This window comes from Chitinophagales bacterium (assembly GCA_040877935.1).
In the GTDB taxonomy this organism is placed as follows: Bacteria; Bacteroidota; Bacteroidia; order Chitinophagales; family CAIOSU01; genus JBBDNB01.
On record JBBDNB010000033.1, the window covers coordinates 70681 to 88494 of the forward strand.

At 37.7% G+C, this 17814-nt stretch carries 16 protein-coding genes and 1 tRNA gene; 12 read left to right on the forward strand and 5 right to left on the reverse strand.

Going from position 1 to position 17814, the window contains the following annotated elements:
- The first annotated feature begins 122 nt into the window (after nt 1-122).
- From WD048_08615 to WD048_08630, 4 genes are all read left to right on the forward strand, one after another.
- Nucleotides 123-608, forward strand: a complete 486-nt coding sequence (locus WD048_08615; protein ID MEX0812266.1) for a TlpA disulfide reductase family protein — start codon at nt 123-125, stop codon at nt 606-608.
- Between the two features lie 159 nt (nt 609-767).
- Nucleotides 768-1862, forward strand: coding sequence for a hypothetical protein (locus WD048_08620; GenBank protein MEX0812267.1), 1095 nt, complete (start codon nt 768-770; stop codon nt 1860-1862).
- A 510-nt stretch (nt 1863-2372) separates the two neighbouring features.
- Nucleotides 2373-3017: a hypothetical protein gene (locus WD048_08625; GenBank protein MEX0812268.1), complete on the forward strand. Its 645-nt coding sequence runs from the start codon at nt 2373-2375 to the stop codon at nt 3015-3017.
- Between the two features lie 298 nt (nt 3018-3315).
- The gene (locus WD048_08630; protein ID MEX0812269.1) at nt 3316-3528 is read left to right on the forward strand and encodes an addiction module protein; all 213 of its coding nucleotides are present in this window, start codon (nt 3316-3318) and stop codon (nt 3526-3528) included.
- 64 nt (nt 3529-3592) lie between these two features.
- On the opposite strand, the gene WD048_08635 is transcribed toward WD048_08630, so the two are convergent.
- Nucleotides 3593-3667, reverse strand: a tRNA-Pro gene (locus tag WD048_08635).
- A gap of 83 nt (nt 3668-3750) precedes the next feature.
- Here WD048_08635 and WD048_08640 point away from each other — a divergent pair.
- The 5 genes from WD048_08640 to WD048_08660 all read left to right on the forward strand — a co-directional run bounded on the left by WD048_08640 (nt 3751) and on the right by WD048_08660 (nt 8967).
- Nucleotides 3751-5772 (forward strand): BatA domain-containing protein, encoded by a 2022-nt coding sequence (locus WD048_08640; protein ID MEX0812270.1) that lies wholly within the window; start codon nt 3751-3753, stop codon nt 5770-5772.
- 158 nt (nt 5773-5930) lie between these two features.
- The gene (locus WD048_08645; GenBank protein MEX0812271.1) at nt 5931-6098 is read left to right on the forward strand and encodes a hypothetical protein; all 168 of its coding nucleotides are present in this window, start codon (nt 5931-5933) and stop codon (nt 6096-6098) included.
- Between the two features lie 71 nt (nt 6099-6169).
- Entirely contained in the window at nt 6170-7462 is a 1293-nt protein-coding gene (locus WD048_08650; protein MEX0812272.1) for a dihydroorotase, read from the forward strand.
- Nucleotides 7463-8020: a DUF4199 domain-containing protein gene (locus WD048_08655; protein MEX0812273.1), complete on the forward strand. Its 558-nt coding sequence runs from the start codon at nt 7463-7465 to the stop codon at nt 8018-8020. It begins immediately after the preceding gene.
- Nucleotides 8017-8967 carry a glycosyltransferase family 2 protein gene (locus WD048_08660; protein MEX0812274.1) on the forward strand — a complete coding sequence of 317 codons (951 nt, stop codon included), beginning with the start codon at nt 8017-8019 and terminating at the stop codon, nt 8965-8967. Before WD048_08655 ends, WD048_08660 begins: the two co-directional genes overlap by 4 nt.
- 2 nt (nt 8968-8969) lie before the next feature.
- Here WD048_08660 and WD048_08665 read toward each other — a convergent pair whose 3' ends face one another.
- From WD048_08665 to WD048_08680, 4 genes are all read right to left on the reverse strand, one after another.
- Entirely contained in the window at nt 8970-9263 is a 294-nt protein-coding gene (locus tag WD048_08665) for a helix-turn-helix transcriptional regulator (GenBank protein MEX0812275.1), read from the reverse strand.
- Nucleotide 9264: 1 nt separating this feature from the next.
- Complete coding sequence (locus WD048_08670; GenBank protein MEX0812276.1) at nt 9265-9603, reverse strand: type II toxin-antitoxin system RelE/ParE family toxin; 339 nt, start codon at nt 9601-9603, stop codon at nt 9265-9267.
- Between the two features lie 62 nt (nt 9604-9665).
- Entirely contained in the window at nt 9666-10646 is a 981-nt protein-coding gene (locus WD048_08675) for a hypothetical protein (protein ID MEX0812277.1), read from the reverse strand.
- Nucleotides 10647-10805: 159 nt separating this feature from the next.
- Nucleotides 10806-11309: a hypothetical protein gene (locus tag WD048_08680; protein MEX0812278.1), complete on the reverse strand. Its 504-nt coding sequence runs from the start codon at nt 11307-11309 to the stop codon at nt 10806-10808.
- 308 nt (nt 11310-11617) lie between these two features.
- Here WD048_08680 and WD048_08685 point away from each other — a divergent pair, with 308 nt between their 5' ends.
- The 3 genes from WD048_08685 to WD048_08695 all read left to right on the forward strand — a co-directional run bounded on the left by WD048_08685 (nt 11618) and on the right by WD048_08695 (nt 17656).
- Nucleotides 11618-13723 (forward strand): carboxy terminal-processing peptidase, encoded by a 2106-nt coding sequence (locus WD048_08685; protein ID MEX0812279.1) that lies wholly within the window; start codon nt 11618-11620, stop codon nt 13721-13723.
- Nucleotides 13724-13747: 24 nt separating this feature from the next.
- Nucleotides 13748-16687, forward strand: a complete 2940-nt coding sequence (locus WD048_08690) for an FAD-linked oxidase C-terminal domain-containing protein (GenBank protein ID MEX0812280.1) — start codon at nt 13748-13750, stop codon at nt 16685-16687.
- Between the two features lie 99 nt (nt 16688-16786).
- A complete protein-coding gene (locus tag WD048_08695) occupies nt 16787-17656 on the forward strand; it encodes an RNA polymerase sigma factor RpoD/SigA (protein MEX0812281.1) in 870 nt (289 codons plus the stop codon).
- The last annotated feature ends 158 nt before the right edge of the window (nt 17657-17814 follow it).

The following is a 17814-nucleotide window of genomic DNA, read 5'->3' on the forward strand; positions in this document are numbered from 1 at the left end:
ATATAATGATTATGCATTTCCAGAAAATTATTTGTTCGTTAATTGTTGCCGTATTTATTTTTCAGAGCGCAATCCTTTCAGCCCAGCATTCAGACTCCTTGCAGCAAAAATATTTGTCCTTTATGGAATTGGTTGAAAATGGCAAAACTGCCCCCAATTTCACTTATGTAGATATAAATGGCGACAGTATTTCCCTGCATAATTTAAAAGGAAATGTCATTGCACTGGATTTTTGGGCCATCTGGTGCAAACCCTGTATAGCCCAAATGCCTGATTTTGAAAAGTTGAAAAGTAAATACAAAGGCAAAGACATAAGGTTTATCAGTATTTCCAGTGGCAAAGACATAGATCAATGGCGCAATTTTGTTTTGAAAAATGAATGGAAAGACATTCAATTGTTTACCGGGAGTCCATTTGGCGAACCGCAAATTTACTACACGCTTGATTATATGCCCACTGCTGCTTTAAAAGGCACAGATATAAAACCCCTGCTTCCAAATATTCCGCGCTATGTAATCATCGATAAAGACCTGAAAATACACGATAACAAAGCACCCAAGCCGGGAAGTGAGGAAATGGATGGGATTATCCAAAGTCTTTTGGAATAATAAGTAGATATTTGAAGCTTTATCAGCTACTGACTGAAAAAACCTTTCACAGGAAGTATAAAAATTATTGCAATCGACTAGGGTAAACATATTTGAGGGTAAAGAAAATAAAAAAGTATATTTTGGTACAATTGACTTAATGTTTTCAAATTAACATAATTGCAATTTAATAAAATGACATTCGGTTTTATTTTTATTAGGGTTTTGTTAGCATCTGTAATAGGTTTGTTTACTTTGTCGGAAAGTAACTTGTTTTCTCAAAATAATAACAACCAATTATTAAAAGGTGATAGTGTCATAGAATTAATAAACGATACTAGTCAAAAACTAATCATAAAAAAACAGAATACTGAATTTAAAACTGATACCCTAAGTAGTAATCAGAAATTTCAAATAATACTATTCAAGGAAAAAGAAACCGATTATTTAAAATATTTTTTGCCAATATTAACATTAATATTAGGAATAATAATAAAGTATTTAATTGATTTAAACAGTGAAAAGAAAAGAATTAATAAAGCTGGGAAAAGATGGGTGGCAGAACTTAAAAGTTTAGAAGAACCCATAAAATCACAGCTAATAAAAATAGAAAGCTTCATCAATTCTCGAAGTGATAAAAAAATTCAATCGCCTAGTTTGCTTATAGTATCAGGCCTCAATTGCCAAATTTTTAGCTCTTTAGACAAAAGTGATTATTTATATTTTCTAGAATCAAATAAAAGGAGGGGTTATGAAACTGCTGTTAACATTTCCAACAGAACACATGGTTTGATAAATATTTTGATTCATTTGTTTGAAGAAATTCAGAAAAGATACAATCAATTTATAGACAATACATCTATTCACGTAAATTCCTACGATAAAAACCAACAAATACTCCTACACAGATTTAATGATTATGGGATATTAATTGAAAAAGAAATTAAAAATGACCCCATAAATGATCCCAACTATAGTAGGTTATATGATTTAATGAGAATTCACATATTATCAGTTGAAAAACCTGAAGATTATAAATTATTGGAACTAGATGTTAATTTTTTCATTCCTTTTCTTAAAATTTTAAGTGAGTCTAGATTAGATGAGAGAATTAAACCTCTTTCTGAAATTTGTTCTAGTTGTATAAATGACATAAAAGCAATTAAGATGCAAATTAAATATGTTATTATAAATATGACTTCAATTAAAAACAGCTATACAGAGCAATTAATTGATTTAAAAGATATTTTAAAAGACATCCAGTCAAATAGTTAGTCTATATAATCAAGCTTTTTCTTATAAATAAGATTATTACAGGTGAATTATACTGCTTTAATGATGTGAGTAACAATTCCCCACACTAAAAACTCATTATCTTCTGTTACTTTAATTGGTTTGTAGTTTTTATTTGCAGGAACTAACCAACAGCCAGTCTTTCTCAACTTTTATTTGTTTTAAGTCTCCATCAATAAAGCAAACAGCTATCTTATTATTAATGGAGCCTATGCGATTTTAGAAGGATTGTTACGGTAAAGCACCACCTTCGTTCCACTTTTCCCTTCTAAGAGTACACTGGGACTTAGCGAACAAGGATTTGAGTTGGAATTTTGTTGCGCAATTATTGAAATATTTTGAAAATATGAAAATTACTTTTGATGATTTGAGATAAAAAGGTAGTTTCACATTAATGATGTATACACAACAAATATTTATTATTTTGTAAATCATGTAAATAACGGCTACCAATACCTAAACAGCAAATAAAAACGTATAAAATTATCTCAAATGCCAACAAGAAAAGAATTAATTGAAGAATTGACACACGAAATTGAACGTCTCAGATATACTGAGCGAAACGCAACAGATGCTCTAAAAAAATATGCTGATGCACAGAGTGGTGCTGCTGATAGAATAGAAAGATCAGCTCAAAAATATTCGGCTGCACAATTACGATCATCAGCTAGCATTGAGCGGGCATCTGAAAGACACTCAGACGCTCTAAATAAAGCTTCTGAAAATGTTTCAAGTGCCGCAAGCACACTTGGTGGCATGATTTTCGGTTCTGTTGTTATAGGATTATTCGGTTTAGCATTCGGTGCGATAATCAAAATACTTATTGAAGAAGTATTAGAGTTAAATAAAAAGACTGAACTAATTCAATCAATAATTAAACTTCAAACCATTCATCCGTATTTGACTTATCGCTTTATTATTGAGAGGTCATATGCTAAGGAAACCAATAGAGAACAAAGACAAACTATCTTAAATGGTTTGATTTCCGAAGGAATAATTACAAAGTATAAATACAAAGGAAATATCAACGCACTAACGATTGAAAAAGATAATCCTGCTTTAATTGAATATTGGAAGAGATTGGAAGAGATGAGAAATGATACTCAAGAATATTTGAATAAAAATTCAGCGACCTAAGTATTAACCTATGAAAATGGCAGCTGCAGATCGAGTAGAAATACCCCAAAGAATATAGCTTAGTTATCATCAAAAGTTTCTCGGGCTTTTATTATTTTGCACTTTCGAAAAAAAAGCCCCGCATTGCTGCAAGGCTTTTTCTATTGTCGGGGCGAGTGGGTTATTGCATGATCCACAAAAAGGGGGAGGCCAATAGAAAAATGTTAGAATAAATTAAAGAACGAACTCTTTCGCACTTCTCAACTGTTTCAAAGAATAGCATTGAAAACTTTTTGTAGATTAGTTTAAAATAAGAAATATGAACAACCCTATAGATTACAAAGAATTGAGTGCTGCTGAAAAAATGTTGCTCGTTGAAGAAATTTGGGACAGTATTGGGGAAGATGAGATTGTACTGAATGAAAAACATCAAAAACTTTTAGATCAGCGACTTCACACTTTAAAAAACAACCCAAAAAGAACACCCTGGTCTAAAATTAAAGAGCAGGTAAGAGCAAATAAAAGTCAATGAAAAAAAGTTTTGATTTGCACTTTCGAAAAAAAAGCCCTGCATTTCTGCAAGGCTTTTTCTATTGTCGGGGCGAGTGGATTCGAACCACCGATCTCTGGTCCCCCAGACCAGCACTTTAACCGGACTAAGCTACGCCCCGAATCCTTAAGTGGCGCAAAGATATAAAAATCACGCTTTAGATTCCGCAATAAATCAGACTGCTTTTTTGTTATTTTTGCGCTTATGAGTTTTATCTTCCCCGGCTTTTTATGGGCTTTGCTTTTACTGGCCATTCCAATTATCATTCACCTTTTTAATTTTAGAAGATACAAAAAGGTCTATTTCACCAATGTGCGTTTTTTGAGGGAGGTACAGGAGCAGACTGCCGCAAAGTCCAATCTGAAACACTACCTTGTATTGCTTTCAAGACTGCTGGCGCTTGCTTTTCTGATCTTTGCTTTTGCCCAGCCTTTTATTCCTACAAGTGAGGAAACTCCACTTTCAGATCAACATTCAGCCAGTATTTATATCGACAATTCATTCAGCATGGCAGCAGTTTCAGAGGATGTCTCGCTGCTGGAACTGGCACGCAAAAAAGCCCGTGAAATTGTACAGGCTTTCCCCGATCAGGCACGGATCCAAGTGCTTACAAACGAACGCAGCGCAGGTCAGTACCGCTTTTTATCCCCCGACCAGGCCCTTGCCGCAATTGATGAAATAGAGATCAGCCCGCAGCAGGCCAAACTCAATGAGATCATAGCATTCAGCCAACAATCAGCAGATTACAGCAAAAATAACCGCTTTTTCTTCCTTTCAGATTTTCAGCGCAATGCTTTTGAACTGCCGGAAGATACCTTTGCCAATGCCTATTTCATTCCCATTCAGGCAGTACGCGAGCAAAATCTCTATATCGATTCGGCCTGGATCAACAGTCCGGTGGTGTTTGAAAACCAATCCCTGGAATTGATGGTCAATATTGTGAACGATGGAGAACAGGATATTTCCGCTTCTTCCGTGCAATTGATCTCCGGATCGCAAAACCTGGCACTTTCAGATTTTGAAGTCAAAGCCGGTGAAAGCATTACCGACACCTTGATCTTTAGGCCTAAAAAAAGTGGCTGGCTTGGACTGGAACTGCAAATAGAAGATTATCCCATCACTTTTGACGATGCCTACTTTCTGGCAATAAAAGTATCCGAAAGCCTGAAAGTACTGGGAATTCACGAAAAAGAAAGCAGCGATTATTTAAGCGCATTGTTTGACGATTCGGAGCGCTTTATTTGGGAATCAAAATCGCAAGGGGCACTGAATTACGAAGGCTTTTCAGATTTTTCGCTCATTGTACTCGACAACTTGAGCAATATCTCATCCGGCCTGGCCTATGCCCTGCAAGCCTATGTGGAAAAAGGAGGCAATGTGATTTTATTTCCGGCAGCTGAAGCCGACATTGCCTCGGTCAATGAGTTTTTAAAACTATTCAATGCCAGTGCCATCGATGAATACGAGAAAGACAATAAAATAGAGTTGAGCAGGCTGAATGAAAAAGCCTCTGTTTGGGAAGATATTTTTGAATCGGTTCCTGAAAACCTTGCATTGCCCAAAGTTAAAAGTCGCTTTTCAATTACGGGGAGCACAAAAAGCAGAGAGGAAATTCTGCTCAGTTTCAGAGACGGAAAAAGCTATGTCAGTAAATTCCCCTACCAGAGCGGAGCCCTTTATTTTGTAGCTTCTCCCCTGGGCGAGAAATATTCTGATTTTCCGGTGCATGCCCTTTTTGTGCCTTTTTTATATAAAGTAGCCATTTCCGGAGGCTATGCACAGAATATTGCGCACAAGATTGACACGAAATCACCGATATTGGTACAGGGTGTATCAGCAAGTAGCGAAGAAGTGATGCGTCTAAAATCTGGCGAAATGGAGTTTATCCCCGGTCAGAAAACATTGGGCAATGATCTTTTGCTCGATATTGGCACAGATATTCGCAGCGCAGGACTTTATGAGCTGCTAAGGCAAGAGCAGAAAAAAGAAGCCATTATTGCACTAAACTACAACAGGTCGGAATCAGAAATGGATTTTTTGAGCAATGCTGATCTAAAAACCGAAGCAGAAAATTACAATTTTAAAATTATTGACAACTACAAGGCCGGGCTTACAAATATTGTGCAGCAATTGGACAGCGGAATTGCACTGTGGAAACTTTGTATTACTTTTGCTTTGGCTTTTTTAATGATAGAAGCTTTATTACTGCGCTTTTGGCCTAGTTAATGCGCTAGAATAATTTCTGATCAGATGAGAAACCTCTACATCATAGCTGGACCAAATGGAGCAGGAAAAACAACTGCTTCAAATACAATACTTCCAGAATATTTTGATTGTTACGATTTTGTCAATGCTGATATGTAACAACTTAAAAAGCAAATATTATGAACAGTAAACTTAACGAGTTAGAAAAATTGGTTCGTAAAGGGTTGGAAAACTCTTACATGAAACTTTTGAAGTTTAAAAAGCAAAAAAATACGCCATTAATCATTTCAAAAAACGGAAAGGTTGTTGAGGTAAAAGTAAATACCTCAAGCAATAAAGTAAATTGACAATTAATTTTTGGAAATTTGCTCATGATAAGTTAAAGCTTCCTGTTCATATAGCTACTTAAAATTCTCGAATGAATATTCTTCTGGAAAACTGCACCATATTCGATTCAAAATCCAAACACCATTTGAAAAAAGCGGATGTGTGGATCAAGAATGGAAAATTTGAAAAAATCGGCAAAGTAAAAGCCGCTGATCTGCCCGCCAATACCACAAAAATCTCCAACGCATCAATTTCAAAGGGTTGGACAGACCTCTTCGCGCATTTTTGCGACCCCGGACTGGAACACAAAGAAGACATTCACTCAGGTCTTGAAGCAGCGGCAATAGGCGGTTTCACAAAAGTGGCAGTAATGCCCAATACCATTCCGGCCATTCATTCCAAATCGGAAGTGGAATACCTTCTAAATAAAAGTGCCGCACACGCTGTACAAATATTGCCTTATGGTGCCATCACAAGAGATTGCGCAGGAAAAGACATCAGCGAAATATACGATATGCATCATTCGGGTGCAGTGGCCTTTAGCGATGGAGTGAATTCTGCTTTAGATGCCGGAACAACTTTGCGCGCATTGCTCTATGTCAAAGCCTTCAACGGGCTTGTAATTACACATCCGCTGGATCGCTCGCTGGCCAATGGCGGGGTGATGAATGAAGGAACCACCAGTACATTAATGGGCTTAAAGGGCATTCCTGCCATTGCCGAGGAGATTATTGTAAAAAGGGACATTCAACTGGCCGAATATGCCGATTCCAGATTGCACTTTGCTTATGTTTCTGCTGCCGGCTCCGTTGGACTGATTAAAGCGGCCAAAAAACGCGGAGTAAAGGTCACTTGCTCGGTCAATGCCTGTAATTTGCGCTACATAGACGAAGAATTGGCTGGTTATGAAAGCAACTGGAAAATCATGCCGCCCCTGAGAACAGAACAAGATCAAAAAGCACTGATCAAAGGAGTGAAAGAAGGCGTAATAGATAATATTTCAAGTTTCCATATTCCGCAGGATCAGGAATCCAAACAAAAAGAATTTGACTATGCCGAATTTGGAATGCTCGGCTTGCAAAGCAGTTTTGGCATTGCCCTGGAAGCATTGAAAGATGAAATGGAGCTCAACGATATTTTGAAATTATTTACCGAAAACCCTGCAAGGCTGCTCAATCTTCAACTGAAAAATATTGAAGAAGGCAACAATGCTGACATCACAATTTTCAATACCGATGAAAAACAATTGATCAGCGAGGAATGGATCGTTTCAAAATCCATAAATACACCTTTTATTGGAAAAGAATTGCCACTGCGTGTTTTAGGTATTGTAAGCCGTGGAAAAGCCGCCTTAGCTAAGGCAGCATTGCAAAAAGAAAATTAAATGGACGAAAATATTTCATTTAAAGAAGTGGGGTTGAAAAATGGTCTGATAGCCGGAATTGGCTGTATTATCCTTACTTTAATTCTGTATGTGATCAATATAGAACTGGTGCTTGGCTTTTGGGTTTGGCTGGGCTACGGAATTATTGTCGCACTTAAAGTTTATACCGGCTATACCTTGCAAAAAGCCAATGATGGTGTACTGGAATTTAAAGACGGCATTAAAAGTATTTTTCCCGTTTCCATTGTCTCCCTGTTGGTTTGGATTGCTTTTAACGGTCTTCTTTTTACTGTATTTGACCCTGAACTAACCGAGCTTTCCAAAGAAAAAGCCATAGAGCGCACCGTGTGGGTGCTGGAAAAATCAGGGGCTGATGAAAATACCATAGAAAGTGCCTTGGAGGAAGTCGAACAGCAGGATTTCACTCCGAGTCTTAAAAACTCAGCATTGAACTACGCCCAATCCTGCATTGTCGGGTTTCTTTATACACTGGTGATAGCAGGATTCTTTCATTACAGCGGTAAAAACAATCCCATAGCAAGAGAAACAGAAGCATGAGCATACAAATTTCAATAGTCATTCCACTTTTCAATGAAGAAGAATCATTGCCCGTGCTGATGCAATGGATAGAAGATACTTTGAAAAATAAGTTTTCTTACGAGGTAATATTTGTAGATGACGGCAGTAAAGACAATTCCTGGAAGGTGCTCAATGAACTTGCTGCAAAATACCCACAGGTGAAAGGCATTCGCTTTAGGAGAAATTACGGAAAATCTGCTGCATTGAATGAAGGATTTAAAGCAGTAAATGGCGAGGTGGTGGTTACAATGGATGCCGATTTACAAGACAGCCCGGAAGAAATACCGGAACTGTACGAAATGGTAACAGACAAAGCTTACGACCTGGTTTCCGGCTGGAAGAAAAAGCGCTACGACCCTATTTCCAAAACCATTCCTTCCAAGTTTTTCAATAAAGTGACCAGTATAGTTTCAGGCATTAAACTCCACGACTTCAACTGCGGACTCAAAGCCTACAATGCCGAAGTGGTAAAAAGCATAGAAATATACGGGGAAATGCACCGCTATATTCCGGTAATTGCCAAAAAAGCTGGTTTTGATAAAATTGGGGAAAAAGTAGTATCGCACCAGGCGAGAAAATTCGGCACCACAAAATTTGGTTTAGAACGCTTTATCAATGGTTTTCTCGATTTGCTTTCCATAATATTTGTCACGCGTTTTGGCAACAGTCCCATGCATCTTTTTGGCACTATCGGCATCCTTTCTTTCCTGGCTGGATTCTTTATGACCATCTATATTCTTGGAGAAAAAATGTATCGCATAGCGCAACAACAGCCTTTCAGGGATGTCGTGGACCAACCTCTTTTTTACCTGGCGCTGCTTGTTATTGTAATAGGTGTTCAGTTGTTTCTTGCAGGGTTTTTGGGAGAATTGGTTTCAAGAAACAATAGGGCTCGAAGTAAGTATGAGGTGAGGGAGCGGGTTTGATTTCAACTGATTTTAAGCGTTAGGGATTTTCCAAAACCCAACTCCACTAAACGATAAAGCGTAGAAAGTTGAATATCGCTGTGCCCATTTTCAATCCTTGAAATAAAACTCTTTTTAGTACCGGTTTTTTCAGCAAGTTGCTCTTGAGTAAGCTTGGCTTCCTTTCTTGCATCCCGTAAAATTTCGCCAATTGCAAATGCCTTTGCTTTTAACTCAAAATTATCGCGTTCCACAGTACCAATAGCTCCATATCTTTTGGTCAAATGATCTTCAAAACTGGTTAATTCTCTTTTCATTTTATTTTGATTTAAAATATTCTGCTTTAATTCTTAATGCTTTCTGAATTTCTTTTGAGGGCGTTTTTTGGGATTTCTTCTGAAAACCATTGAAAAGAATGACAAGATTGCCTTTATCAAAACAGCAAAAAACCCTGTATATATTACTTTGAAATTCTATTCTGATCTCAAATAACCCATCTGTTCCTGTTAAGTGTCTGAAAAATTTACTTGGAATCCTATCCGCAACTCTTATCAGATAAAGTACTTGGTCAATTTTATCTTGAACTTTTGAATCTTGAGCTTCGAAAAAATTGATGAAATACCTTCTGTAAAACAAAAGTTTTCTTTTTTGCTCCATGCAATAAAGTTAACGAATAATGGAACAAAAAGTTTCTGTTAAGAAAAATTGAACGGAATAGGTCAATTCTTTGGGTCATCATACTCCGGAAAATAAAAATCATCATCTTGATCGTCTTTGTTGCCTTCCATTTCATCCTCTTTATTTTCCGCTGGTGTTACTTCTTCAGCTATGGGCAAATACCTATAATACAAGCCAAACTGGGCTGAAAATGCCAGCGTAAATAAATAAATGCCCATCAACATAAAAAAGAGAAATGCTGGGAGCGCAAAGCGGGGCACTGCAATACTGGTGCCTGTGAACACTATTACTGCAAAAATAAAGAGCACCACCAACAGCATTATAAAACCAAAGGAAAAAATCAGGATTTTGAGGGCAGAACCCCAGGAAATATTTCTCCAGCTATACGCCAAAGATTCTAGAATAGATTTGGAATCTTCAAGCAGGTAAACCACCGGACTGATAATAAATTTGATCAGCAGCAGGTAATAGATAATATTCGCCAGAAAAGACAAACTAAAAGAATAGGGCGCAAAACTTTGCACAAGCAAAGCAGGGATATAAGTAAGCAAAGTAATAATACCCAGTAAAACTGCCACTTTAATTGATTTGCCATTCAGGCTTTTCAACATAAACCCAATCAGCTGCATGGGCTTGTTGTTGGCTTTGGCATCCAAAATTTTAAAAACTACCTGGTAAACATAGCCGAGGAAAAACAGATAGGTCACAAATAGCCAGGACACCGCCAGCAGCAGATAATAAATACCCAGATCACCAAATTCGAATGTGAAAAATTCAGAAATTACTGCCCAGGGGCCTCCACTTGTATCCATATCAGTAAAATCAGGCTGGTCATTGATAATCAACATTCCGTCTTCAAACCACTGAATAAAAAAATAGGAAGCAGGTAAACTGACCAAAAACCAGAATATAAATGTCACTAATAAGACAATAGCAGTAGCAAAAAGCGCCCTGAAAGCCAGTTTGAAACTGCTGCCAAAAAAATCTTCCTTAAAGCGGGTGATCCAATTTTTTTGTTCCATTGGGCTTGAAGTTATAAAACATGAATTAATTAATCGGCTCAATACATTTTAACTTGTTGTATTGGCTAACAGCAAAATCAATTTGGTATATTATCACCAAATAAAAAACCGAGTCAATCAAATCAACCCGGTTTTTAAACATTCTATAAAATCTGAGATTTAAAAATCTTCTACACTGGTGTTTTCTTCATAAGCTTCTGCTGCCTCCCAGTCACTCTCAAAATAAACCTGGAAATCACGAAATTCATGTAAATACATCGTGATGATAACATCCTGAACTTTCCATGTCCTCACCTCAGTGTTGTCAATAATCTCTTTATCATAATCCCCAAATTTGTGTTCAATGATAAAAGTCATGTATTGCGCCTGCTCACGAGGGCCTTCCAAAAGGATTTTGTACAATTTCTTTTCTCCATTAAAAATGTAGTTTATACGATTTAAATCAACGCTCCCAATCTTCATATTATCTCCAGGGATCTTATAAGCCTTTTTCTCAGGAGAGGTTTTATCTATTTCAAAATTTACCTGAAAACCACTTCTGTAGGTAGAGTCAAGAGGTGTCCCCCAGTATATTTCTCGAAAATCAGTAATTCTGTCTTTGCTTTGCCCCAATGCAACGGAATAGAAAGAAAACAATAAAATGATTAGTGCTGAAAATTTCATTACAAGTTTTTAATTTAAGTTTTTAAAAAAAATCGAAACGAAAATGCGAAAAAAATTCAACCTACACACGCTTCAGCGCTTCAAGATATAAACATTAACTTCTTTTAAATAACTTAGAACAGAAGTTTCCTTATCTCTTTTTATTAAATTGATTGCTTTGACAAATCTCGGCAGGGAATCAACAACAATTTATTAATTTTGCTTTTACACTTGTATTTACACAACTTGTATGGCGTCATAAAAATACCATTAATACCCTGGCGTTTATTTTTCAATCATTATTCTAATAAAGGAAACATTATACATCCATGAAGCAATTTAAAGGAATCGTTCTATTGTGCTTATTATTTATTCTACCTACACAAATCAGCAAGACTGAAAATGTAGCAATTCCTGACAAAGAACATGTCCTCATGGATCTGATTTTCCAGGGGCTTTCTGCCAATCACTACAAAAGTGTTACGCTCAATGATGAATACTCCAATCATGCATTTGACATGTATATTAAGCGTACAGATTACAACAAACGTTTTTTTCTAAATGAAGACATTGAAAAACTAAATGTTTACCGCAATAAAGTAGATGATCTTGTGAAAGACAAATCCTACGAATTGTTTGAATTGAGTATTGATATAATGGACAAGCGCATACAACAAGTCAAGACATTCTACCCTGATATACTCAAAAAACCATTTGACTTCGAACGCCAAGAGTTCATTGAGCTTGATGCCGACAAAAAAGACTTTGCCAATAATATAAAAGAACTCAAAGAAAGATGGCGCAAGTCACTAAAATATCAAACACTGCGAAAACTTCATACAGATCTGGAGCAACAGGAAAAATCCGAGGTAGACTCTATAAAAAATAAGAGTTTCAAAGAAATGGAAGCAGATGCGCGCGAATATGTGCGCAAAAGCCAGGAGAACTTCTTTGAGCAATTGGAAAAATTAGAAAGACAAGACAGGGTATCTGTTTACATCAACTCTTTAATAAGTATATACGATCCACATACCAACTATTTCCCTCCAAAGGATAAAGAAAATTTTGACATTGCAATTTCAGGACGCTTAGAAGGTATAGGCGCACAGCTCAACCAAAAAGACGGCTTCATTAAAGTATCGAGAATTGTTCCGGGCAGTGCATCCTGGCGACAGGGGGAATTAGAAGTCGGAGATATTATTCTAAAGGTAGCCCAGGCAGATGACGAGCCCGTGGATGTTGTAGATATGAGACTGGACAAAGCTGTTCAACTTATTCGAGGAAAAAAGGGAACCGAAGTCAGACTTACTGTACAAAAACTGGATGGAGAGATAAAAATCATTTCAATTATTCGGGATATAGTGGTCCTCAAAGAAACTTATGCCCGATCTGCAATTTTACAGGAAGAGGGGGTTGATGAAAAGCTCGGTTATATCAAACTGCCAAAATTTTATACCGACTTTACAAAAACCGGTGGCAGAACCTCTTCAGATGATGTTGCCAACGAGATTGAAAAATTGAAAAAAGAAAATATAGATGGTCTTATTCTCGATCTGAGAAATAATGGTGGCGGCTCATTGCAGGATGTTGTAAAAATGGTTGGGTTGTTTATCGAAACAGGCCCTATAGTTCAAGTGAAAGCCAGGGCAGGCGCTCCATACATTTTCGAGGATAATGATCCTGAAATTCAATACAATGGTCCATTACTTGTTATGGTTAATCCATTGAGCGCATCAGCTTCAGAAATCCTGGCCGCAGCCATTCAGGATTACAACAGAGGAGTGATTATTGGAGCAAAAGAAACCCACGGAAAAGGTACTGTTCAGCAATTTGTGAATTTAGACCGTTTTCTCTCCGGAGACCTTAGTGAGATCAAACCACTGGGTTCTATAAAATTAACCACTCAGAAGTTTTATAGAATTGACGGACGATCGACTCAACTGAGAGGCGTTCAGCCCGACATTATTTTACCACATGTATACAGCTATATTGATATCGGGGAAAAAGAATTTGATTACGCTTTGGGATGGGACGAAATAGAAGCACTTGATTTCAACAAATCACCGCAAAGCAATTTCGATATTAAAGACTTGCAAAAATCAAGCAGCAAAAGAACTAAGCACAATACAACTTTTAACTTGATAGAGGAAAATGCCCAAAGATTAAAAGCGCAAAATGAAGAAACCCTCTATCCTATTGATCTTAAAGGCTATCAGGAACACCAGCAAGAACGCAAAGAAAAATCCGAAAAATTTAAGGACATCAACAAAACACCTATTCCCGGACTAAATGCAAGTGTGCTTGCCAATACAGATTCTTTAGAAATAGCTAATGACAGCTCTGAAATAACAAGACTCAATATCTTTACAGAAGACCTGGAAAAAGATGCTTACATCTATGAAACCATATGCATTGCCAGACAAATGATCAATTAATCTTTCAAATAGCTAAAGCATATAATGCCGAATTTAGAGCAACTTAAAGCCGGATTTGAAGGAGAACTATTAAGCGATCATTCTTCCAGAAGCATTTATGCTACAGATGCCTCGGTTTACAGGAAAATCCCCCTTGCCGTAGCAATTCCGCGCAGCGATTCGGATATCAAAAAATTAATTCAGTTTGCCTCGGAAGAAAACATCGGGCTAATCCCAAGAACTGCCGGCACATCACTTGGCGGGCAATGTGTGGGAGATGGAATAGTTGTAGATACTTCTCAATATTTCAACAAGATTATTGAGTTGAATAAAGAAGAAAACTGGATAACAGTTCAGCCGGGAGTTATCCGGGATGAATTAAACTTGCACCTTCAACCGCACGGATTATTTTTCGGCCCTAATACCTCCACAGCCAACAGAGCTATGATTGGCGGGATGACAGGCAACAATTCATCCGGGTCTTATTCCATTGTTTATGGCACTACCCGCGAACATGTGCTTGAAATCACCGGGTACCTCAGCGATGGCAGCAAAGTCACTTTCAATCCATGCGATGCAGAAAATTTAGAAGAAAAAATTCAGCAGGACAATCTGGAAGGGGAAATTTATAGGCAATTAAATGAGATTTTATCTGATAAAGACAATCAAAAAAGGATTGCAGAAAACTACCCAAAATCAAGTATCCATCGCAGAAACACGGGCTATGCACTGGACATGTTACTTCAGCATCAACCATTTAACACAAATGGCGAAGCTTTTAATGTCTGCAGTTTACTTTGTGGCTCAGAAGGTACGCTCATGCTGATTACAGAAATTAAGCTCAAACTTGTACCACTTCCTCCCAGCCATGCCGCATTACTTTGTGTACATTTTGATTCACTTCAGGAGTCATTAGAAGCTGTTGTGGAAATTATGCCCCACCAACCAAGGGCACTTGAACTGATGGACAAGTTCATCATGGATTGCACAAAGGAAAATATTGAACACCGCAAAAACCGTTTCTTTATCCAGGGGGATCCTGAAGCTGTTTTAATTGTGGAAATGGGTGCTGATTCCAAAACTGAACTTCATAATAAAATCAACACGCTAAGTGATAGTCTTAAATCAGCAGGTCGCGGATATGCCTATCCAGTGATAGAAGGTGCTGAAGCAAAAAGAGTTTGGGAACTGCGAAAGGCAGGGCTGGGACTTTTGTCCAATATGAAAGGCGATGCCAAACCTGTTGCTGTTATTGAAGACACGGCAGTAGATTATCGCGAATTGCCACAATACATCAGCGAGTTTACCGCCATGATGCAAAAATACAATCAAAAAGCGGTGTATTATGCTCATGCCGGTGCTGGAGAGTTACATCTTCGTCCAATACTAAACCTAAAAGACCCGGAACATCGCAAAGATTTCAGAAGAATAGCTGAAGATACTGCCAGGTTGGTGAAAAAATACAAAGGCGCACTTAGCGGAGAACATGGTGATGGCAGGGTTAGAGCTGAATTTATTCCTAAAATGATAGGTGCAGAGAATTATCAATTGCTCCGGGACATCAAAAAACTCTGGGATCCTAAAAACATTTTTAATCCCGGGAAAATAACAGACGCACTACCGATGGATGAAGACTTGCGCTATGAGGCAGGACAGCAAACCCCAAAATTCAATACTAAATTCACTTTCTCAGATGCAGGAGGTTTTGTGCGGGCAGCAGAAAAATGCAATGGATCGGGTGATTGTCGCAAACTTGCAATTGCAGGAGGAACCATGTGCCCCAGCTATATGGCTACCCGAAATGAAAAAGACACCACACGCGCCAGGGCAAATTTACTGCGCGAATTAATAGGTCGCTCAACAAATTTTGAAAAAGCTTTTGACCAGCCCGAGGCAAAGAAAATTCTCGATTTGTGCATGTCCTGCAAAGGTTGTGCTTCCGAATGCCCCTCCAATGTGGATATGTCCAAACTAAAATCTGAATTTCAATATCAATACAGAAAACACCACTCCGGAAATTTTGGCGACTGGGCTATGGCGCATATTTCAATGCTCAATAAAATAGGCAGTATTTTCCCCGCATTAAGCAATTTTGCATTAAAAGCACCCCTGCTCAGCGATGCCATGAAAAAACTGATGAATGTTCACCCAAAACGAACAATGCCTGAAATTTCAAAAATCACACTAAGAAATTTCTACAAAAATTACCGGCAAATTCCCGGGACAGGGACATTTAAAAAGAGCGTATATCTATTTGCAGATGAATTTACCAATTACAATGATGCGCACGTAGGCATTACAAGTATAAAACTGCTCAATGCCCTTGGTTACAAAGTTTTAATACCAGAACACGAAGCAAGTGGCAGAGCATTTATTTCCAAAGGATATTTAGATAAAGCCATTTATTGCGCAGAAAAAAATGTGCAAATGTTTTCGCCAATTGTGAATTCTGAAACCCCTCTACTCGGGATAGAGCCTTCAGCAATACTGACTTTCAAAGATGAATATCCTGAATTATTGCGGGGTAAAAATCAAGAAAAAGCAAAAGCTCTTGCAGAAAATGTTTCTCTCATAGACGATTTTATTGCTGCAGAATTTGAGCAAGGAAATTTTTCGGAAAAACTTTTTACTAAAAACCATAGAAAAATAGTGCTGCACGGACATTGCCATCAAAAAGCATTAAACGGGATTGAAGGCACAAAAAAAATATTGGGACTGCCCGAAAATTATAGTTTAGAAGTGTTGCCTACAGGGTGTTGTGGCATGGCCGGCTCCTTCGGATATGAGTCCGAACATTTTGATATATCAATAAAAATAGCAGGTCTGGTACTTTTTTCGGAAATTGAGCGTTTAGGTGATGATTGCATAATAGCAGCAGGCGGCACAAGCTGCCGACACCAAATAAAAGACGGCATTAGAAAAACAGCTCTACATCCTGTAGAAATTTTATTTCAGGCACTTTTAGAACAAAAAGAATTGACTTAACCCACAAAATAAAATAAATTGCAGAACATTTCGGAACTGATAAGCTTCGATATTGTTGAAAGAATAAGTTTTAATTTAATTAACCAAAACCTTGTGTGAATGAGACAACTGAAAATCACCAAATCCATTACCAACAGAGAAAGCCAATCCATTGAAAAATACCTACAGGAAATTGGCAAAGAAGATTTGCTTACCGCAGAAGAAGAAGTAGATTTAGCACAAAGAATCAAGCAAGGAGAGCAAGCAGCCCTTGAAAAACTAACGAGAGCTAATCTGCGCTTCGTTGTATCTGTAGCCAAGCAATATCAAAACAACAATCTTTCCCTCAACGACTTAATCAACGAAGGGAATCTGGGTTTGGTTAAAGCAGCTCAAAGATTTGATGAAACAAAAGGCTTTAAATTTATTTCCTATGCCGTTTGGTGGATTCGCCAGTCTATTATACAGGCTTTGGCCGAACAATCAAGACTGGTTCGATTGCCATTGAACAAAGTGGGTTCACTTTCTAAGATCAATAAAGCATTTTCTGAGCTTGAACAAAAGTATGAACGTGAACCTTCTGCAAGTGAATTGTCAAGTATTTTAGAAATGGGTGCCGAAGAAATCGAAACAACCATGCGTGTTGCTTCCCGTCCATCATCTATTGACGCACCATTCTCAGATGGGGAAACCGGTTCACTATTAGATGTGCTGGAAAACACACAAGCAGACGTTGCGGACGAGAATATGACCTATAGTGATTCTCTGCGTGTAGAATGTGAAAGAGCTTTATCTACGCTTACTGAGAGAGAAAGAGGTGTAATTAAACTGTTCTTTGGAATAGGCATACAGCACCCAATGACTTTAGAAGATATAGGAGAGCATTTTGACCTGACCAGAGAGCGCGTACGTCAAATTAAAGACAAGGCGATCAACAAGCTGCGCTCCACTTCCAGAAGTGGTGCCTTGAAAGCTTATTTGTGTCAATAGCATTTTCGTTTTCATGATTTTTTTGATTAAAAACCGACTCGTAATCTGGGTCGGTTTTTTTTAATTGAACTTTATTCATTAATCCCATATTGAACGATACAGTCCTAAAGCTGTCTACAAAATACAATTTCAGGCTATGTATTTCTGTTGAATTTCAC

Bases quoted from the DNA above. Each gene is read 5' to 3' on its own strand.
- WD048_08615 (MEX0812266.1), top strand. From the start codon at position 123: ATGGAATTGGTTGAAAATGGCAAAACTGCCCCCAATTTCACTTATGTA.
- WD048_08625 (MEX0812268.1), top strand. From the start codon at position 2,373: ATGCCAACAAGAAAAGAATTAATTGAAGAATTGACACACGAAATTGAA.
- WD048_08630 (MEX0812269.1), top strand. From the start codon at position 3,316: ATGAACAACCCTATAGATTACAAAGAATTGAGTGCTGCTGAAAAAATG.
- WD048_08640 (MEX0812270.1), top strand. From the start codon at position 3,751: ATGAGTTTTATCTTCCCCGGCTTTTTATGGGCTTTGCTTTTACTGGCC.
- WD048_08645 (MEX0812271.1), top strand. From the start codon at position 5,931: ATGAACAGTAAACTTAACGAGTTAGAAAAATTGGTTCGTAAAGGGTTG.
- WD048_08650 (MEX0812272.1), top strand. From the start codon at position 6,170: ATGAATATTCTTCTGGAAAACTGCACCATATTCGATTCAAAATCCAAA.
- WD048_08655 (MEX0812273.1), top strand. From the start codon at position 7,463: ATGGACGAAAATATTTCATTTAAAGAAGTGGGGTTGAAAAATGGTCTG.
- WD048_08660 (MEX0812274.1), top strand. From the start codon at position 8,017: ATGAGCATACAAATTTCAATAGTCATTCCACTTTTCAATGAAGAAGAA.
- WD048_08665 (MEX0812275.1), bottom strand. From the start codon at position 9,263: ATGAAAAGAGAATTAACCAGTTTTGAAGATCATTTGACCAAAAGATAT.
- WD048_08670 (MEX0812276.1), bottom strand. From the start codon at position 9,603: ATGGAGCAAAAAAGAAAACTTTTGTTTTACAGAAGGTATTTCATCAAT.
- WD048_08675 (MEX0812277.1), bottom strand. From the start codon at position 10,646: ATGGAACAAAAAAATTGGATCACCCGCTTTAAGGAAGATTTTTTTGGC.
- WD048_08680 (MEX0812278.1), bottom strand. From the start codon at position 11,309: ATGAAATTTTCAGCACTAATCATTTTATTGTTTTCTTTCTATTCCGTT.
- WD048_08685 (MEX0812279.1), top strand. From the start codon at position 11,618: ATGAAGCAATTTAAAGGAATCGTTCTATTGTGCTTATTATTTATTCTA.
- WD048_08690 (MEX0812280.1), top strand. From the start codon at position 13,748: ATGCCGAATTTAGAGCAACTTAAAGCCGGATTTGAAGGAGAACTATTA.
- WD048_08695 (MEX0812281.1), top strand. From the start codon at position 16,787: ATGAGACAACTGAAAATCACCAAATCCATTACCAACAGAGAAAGCCAA.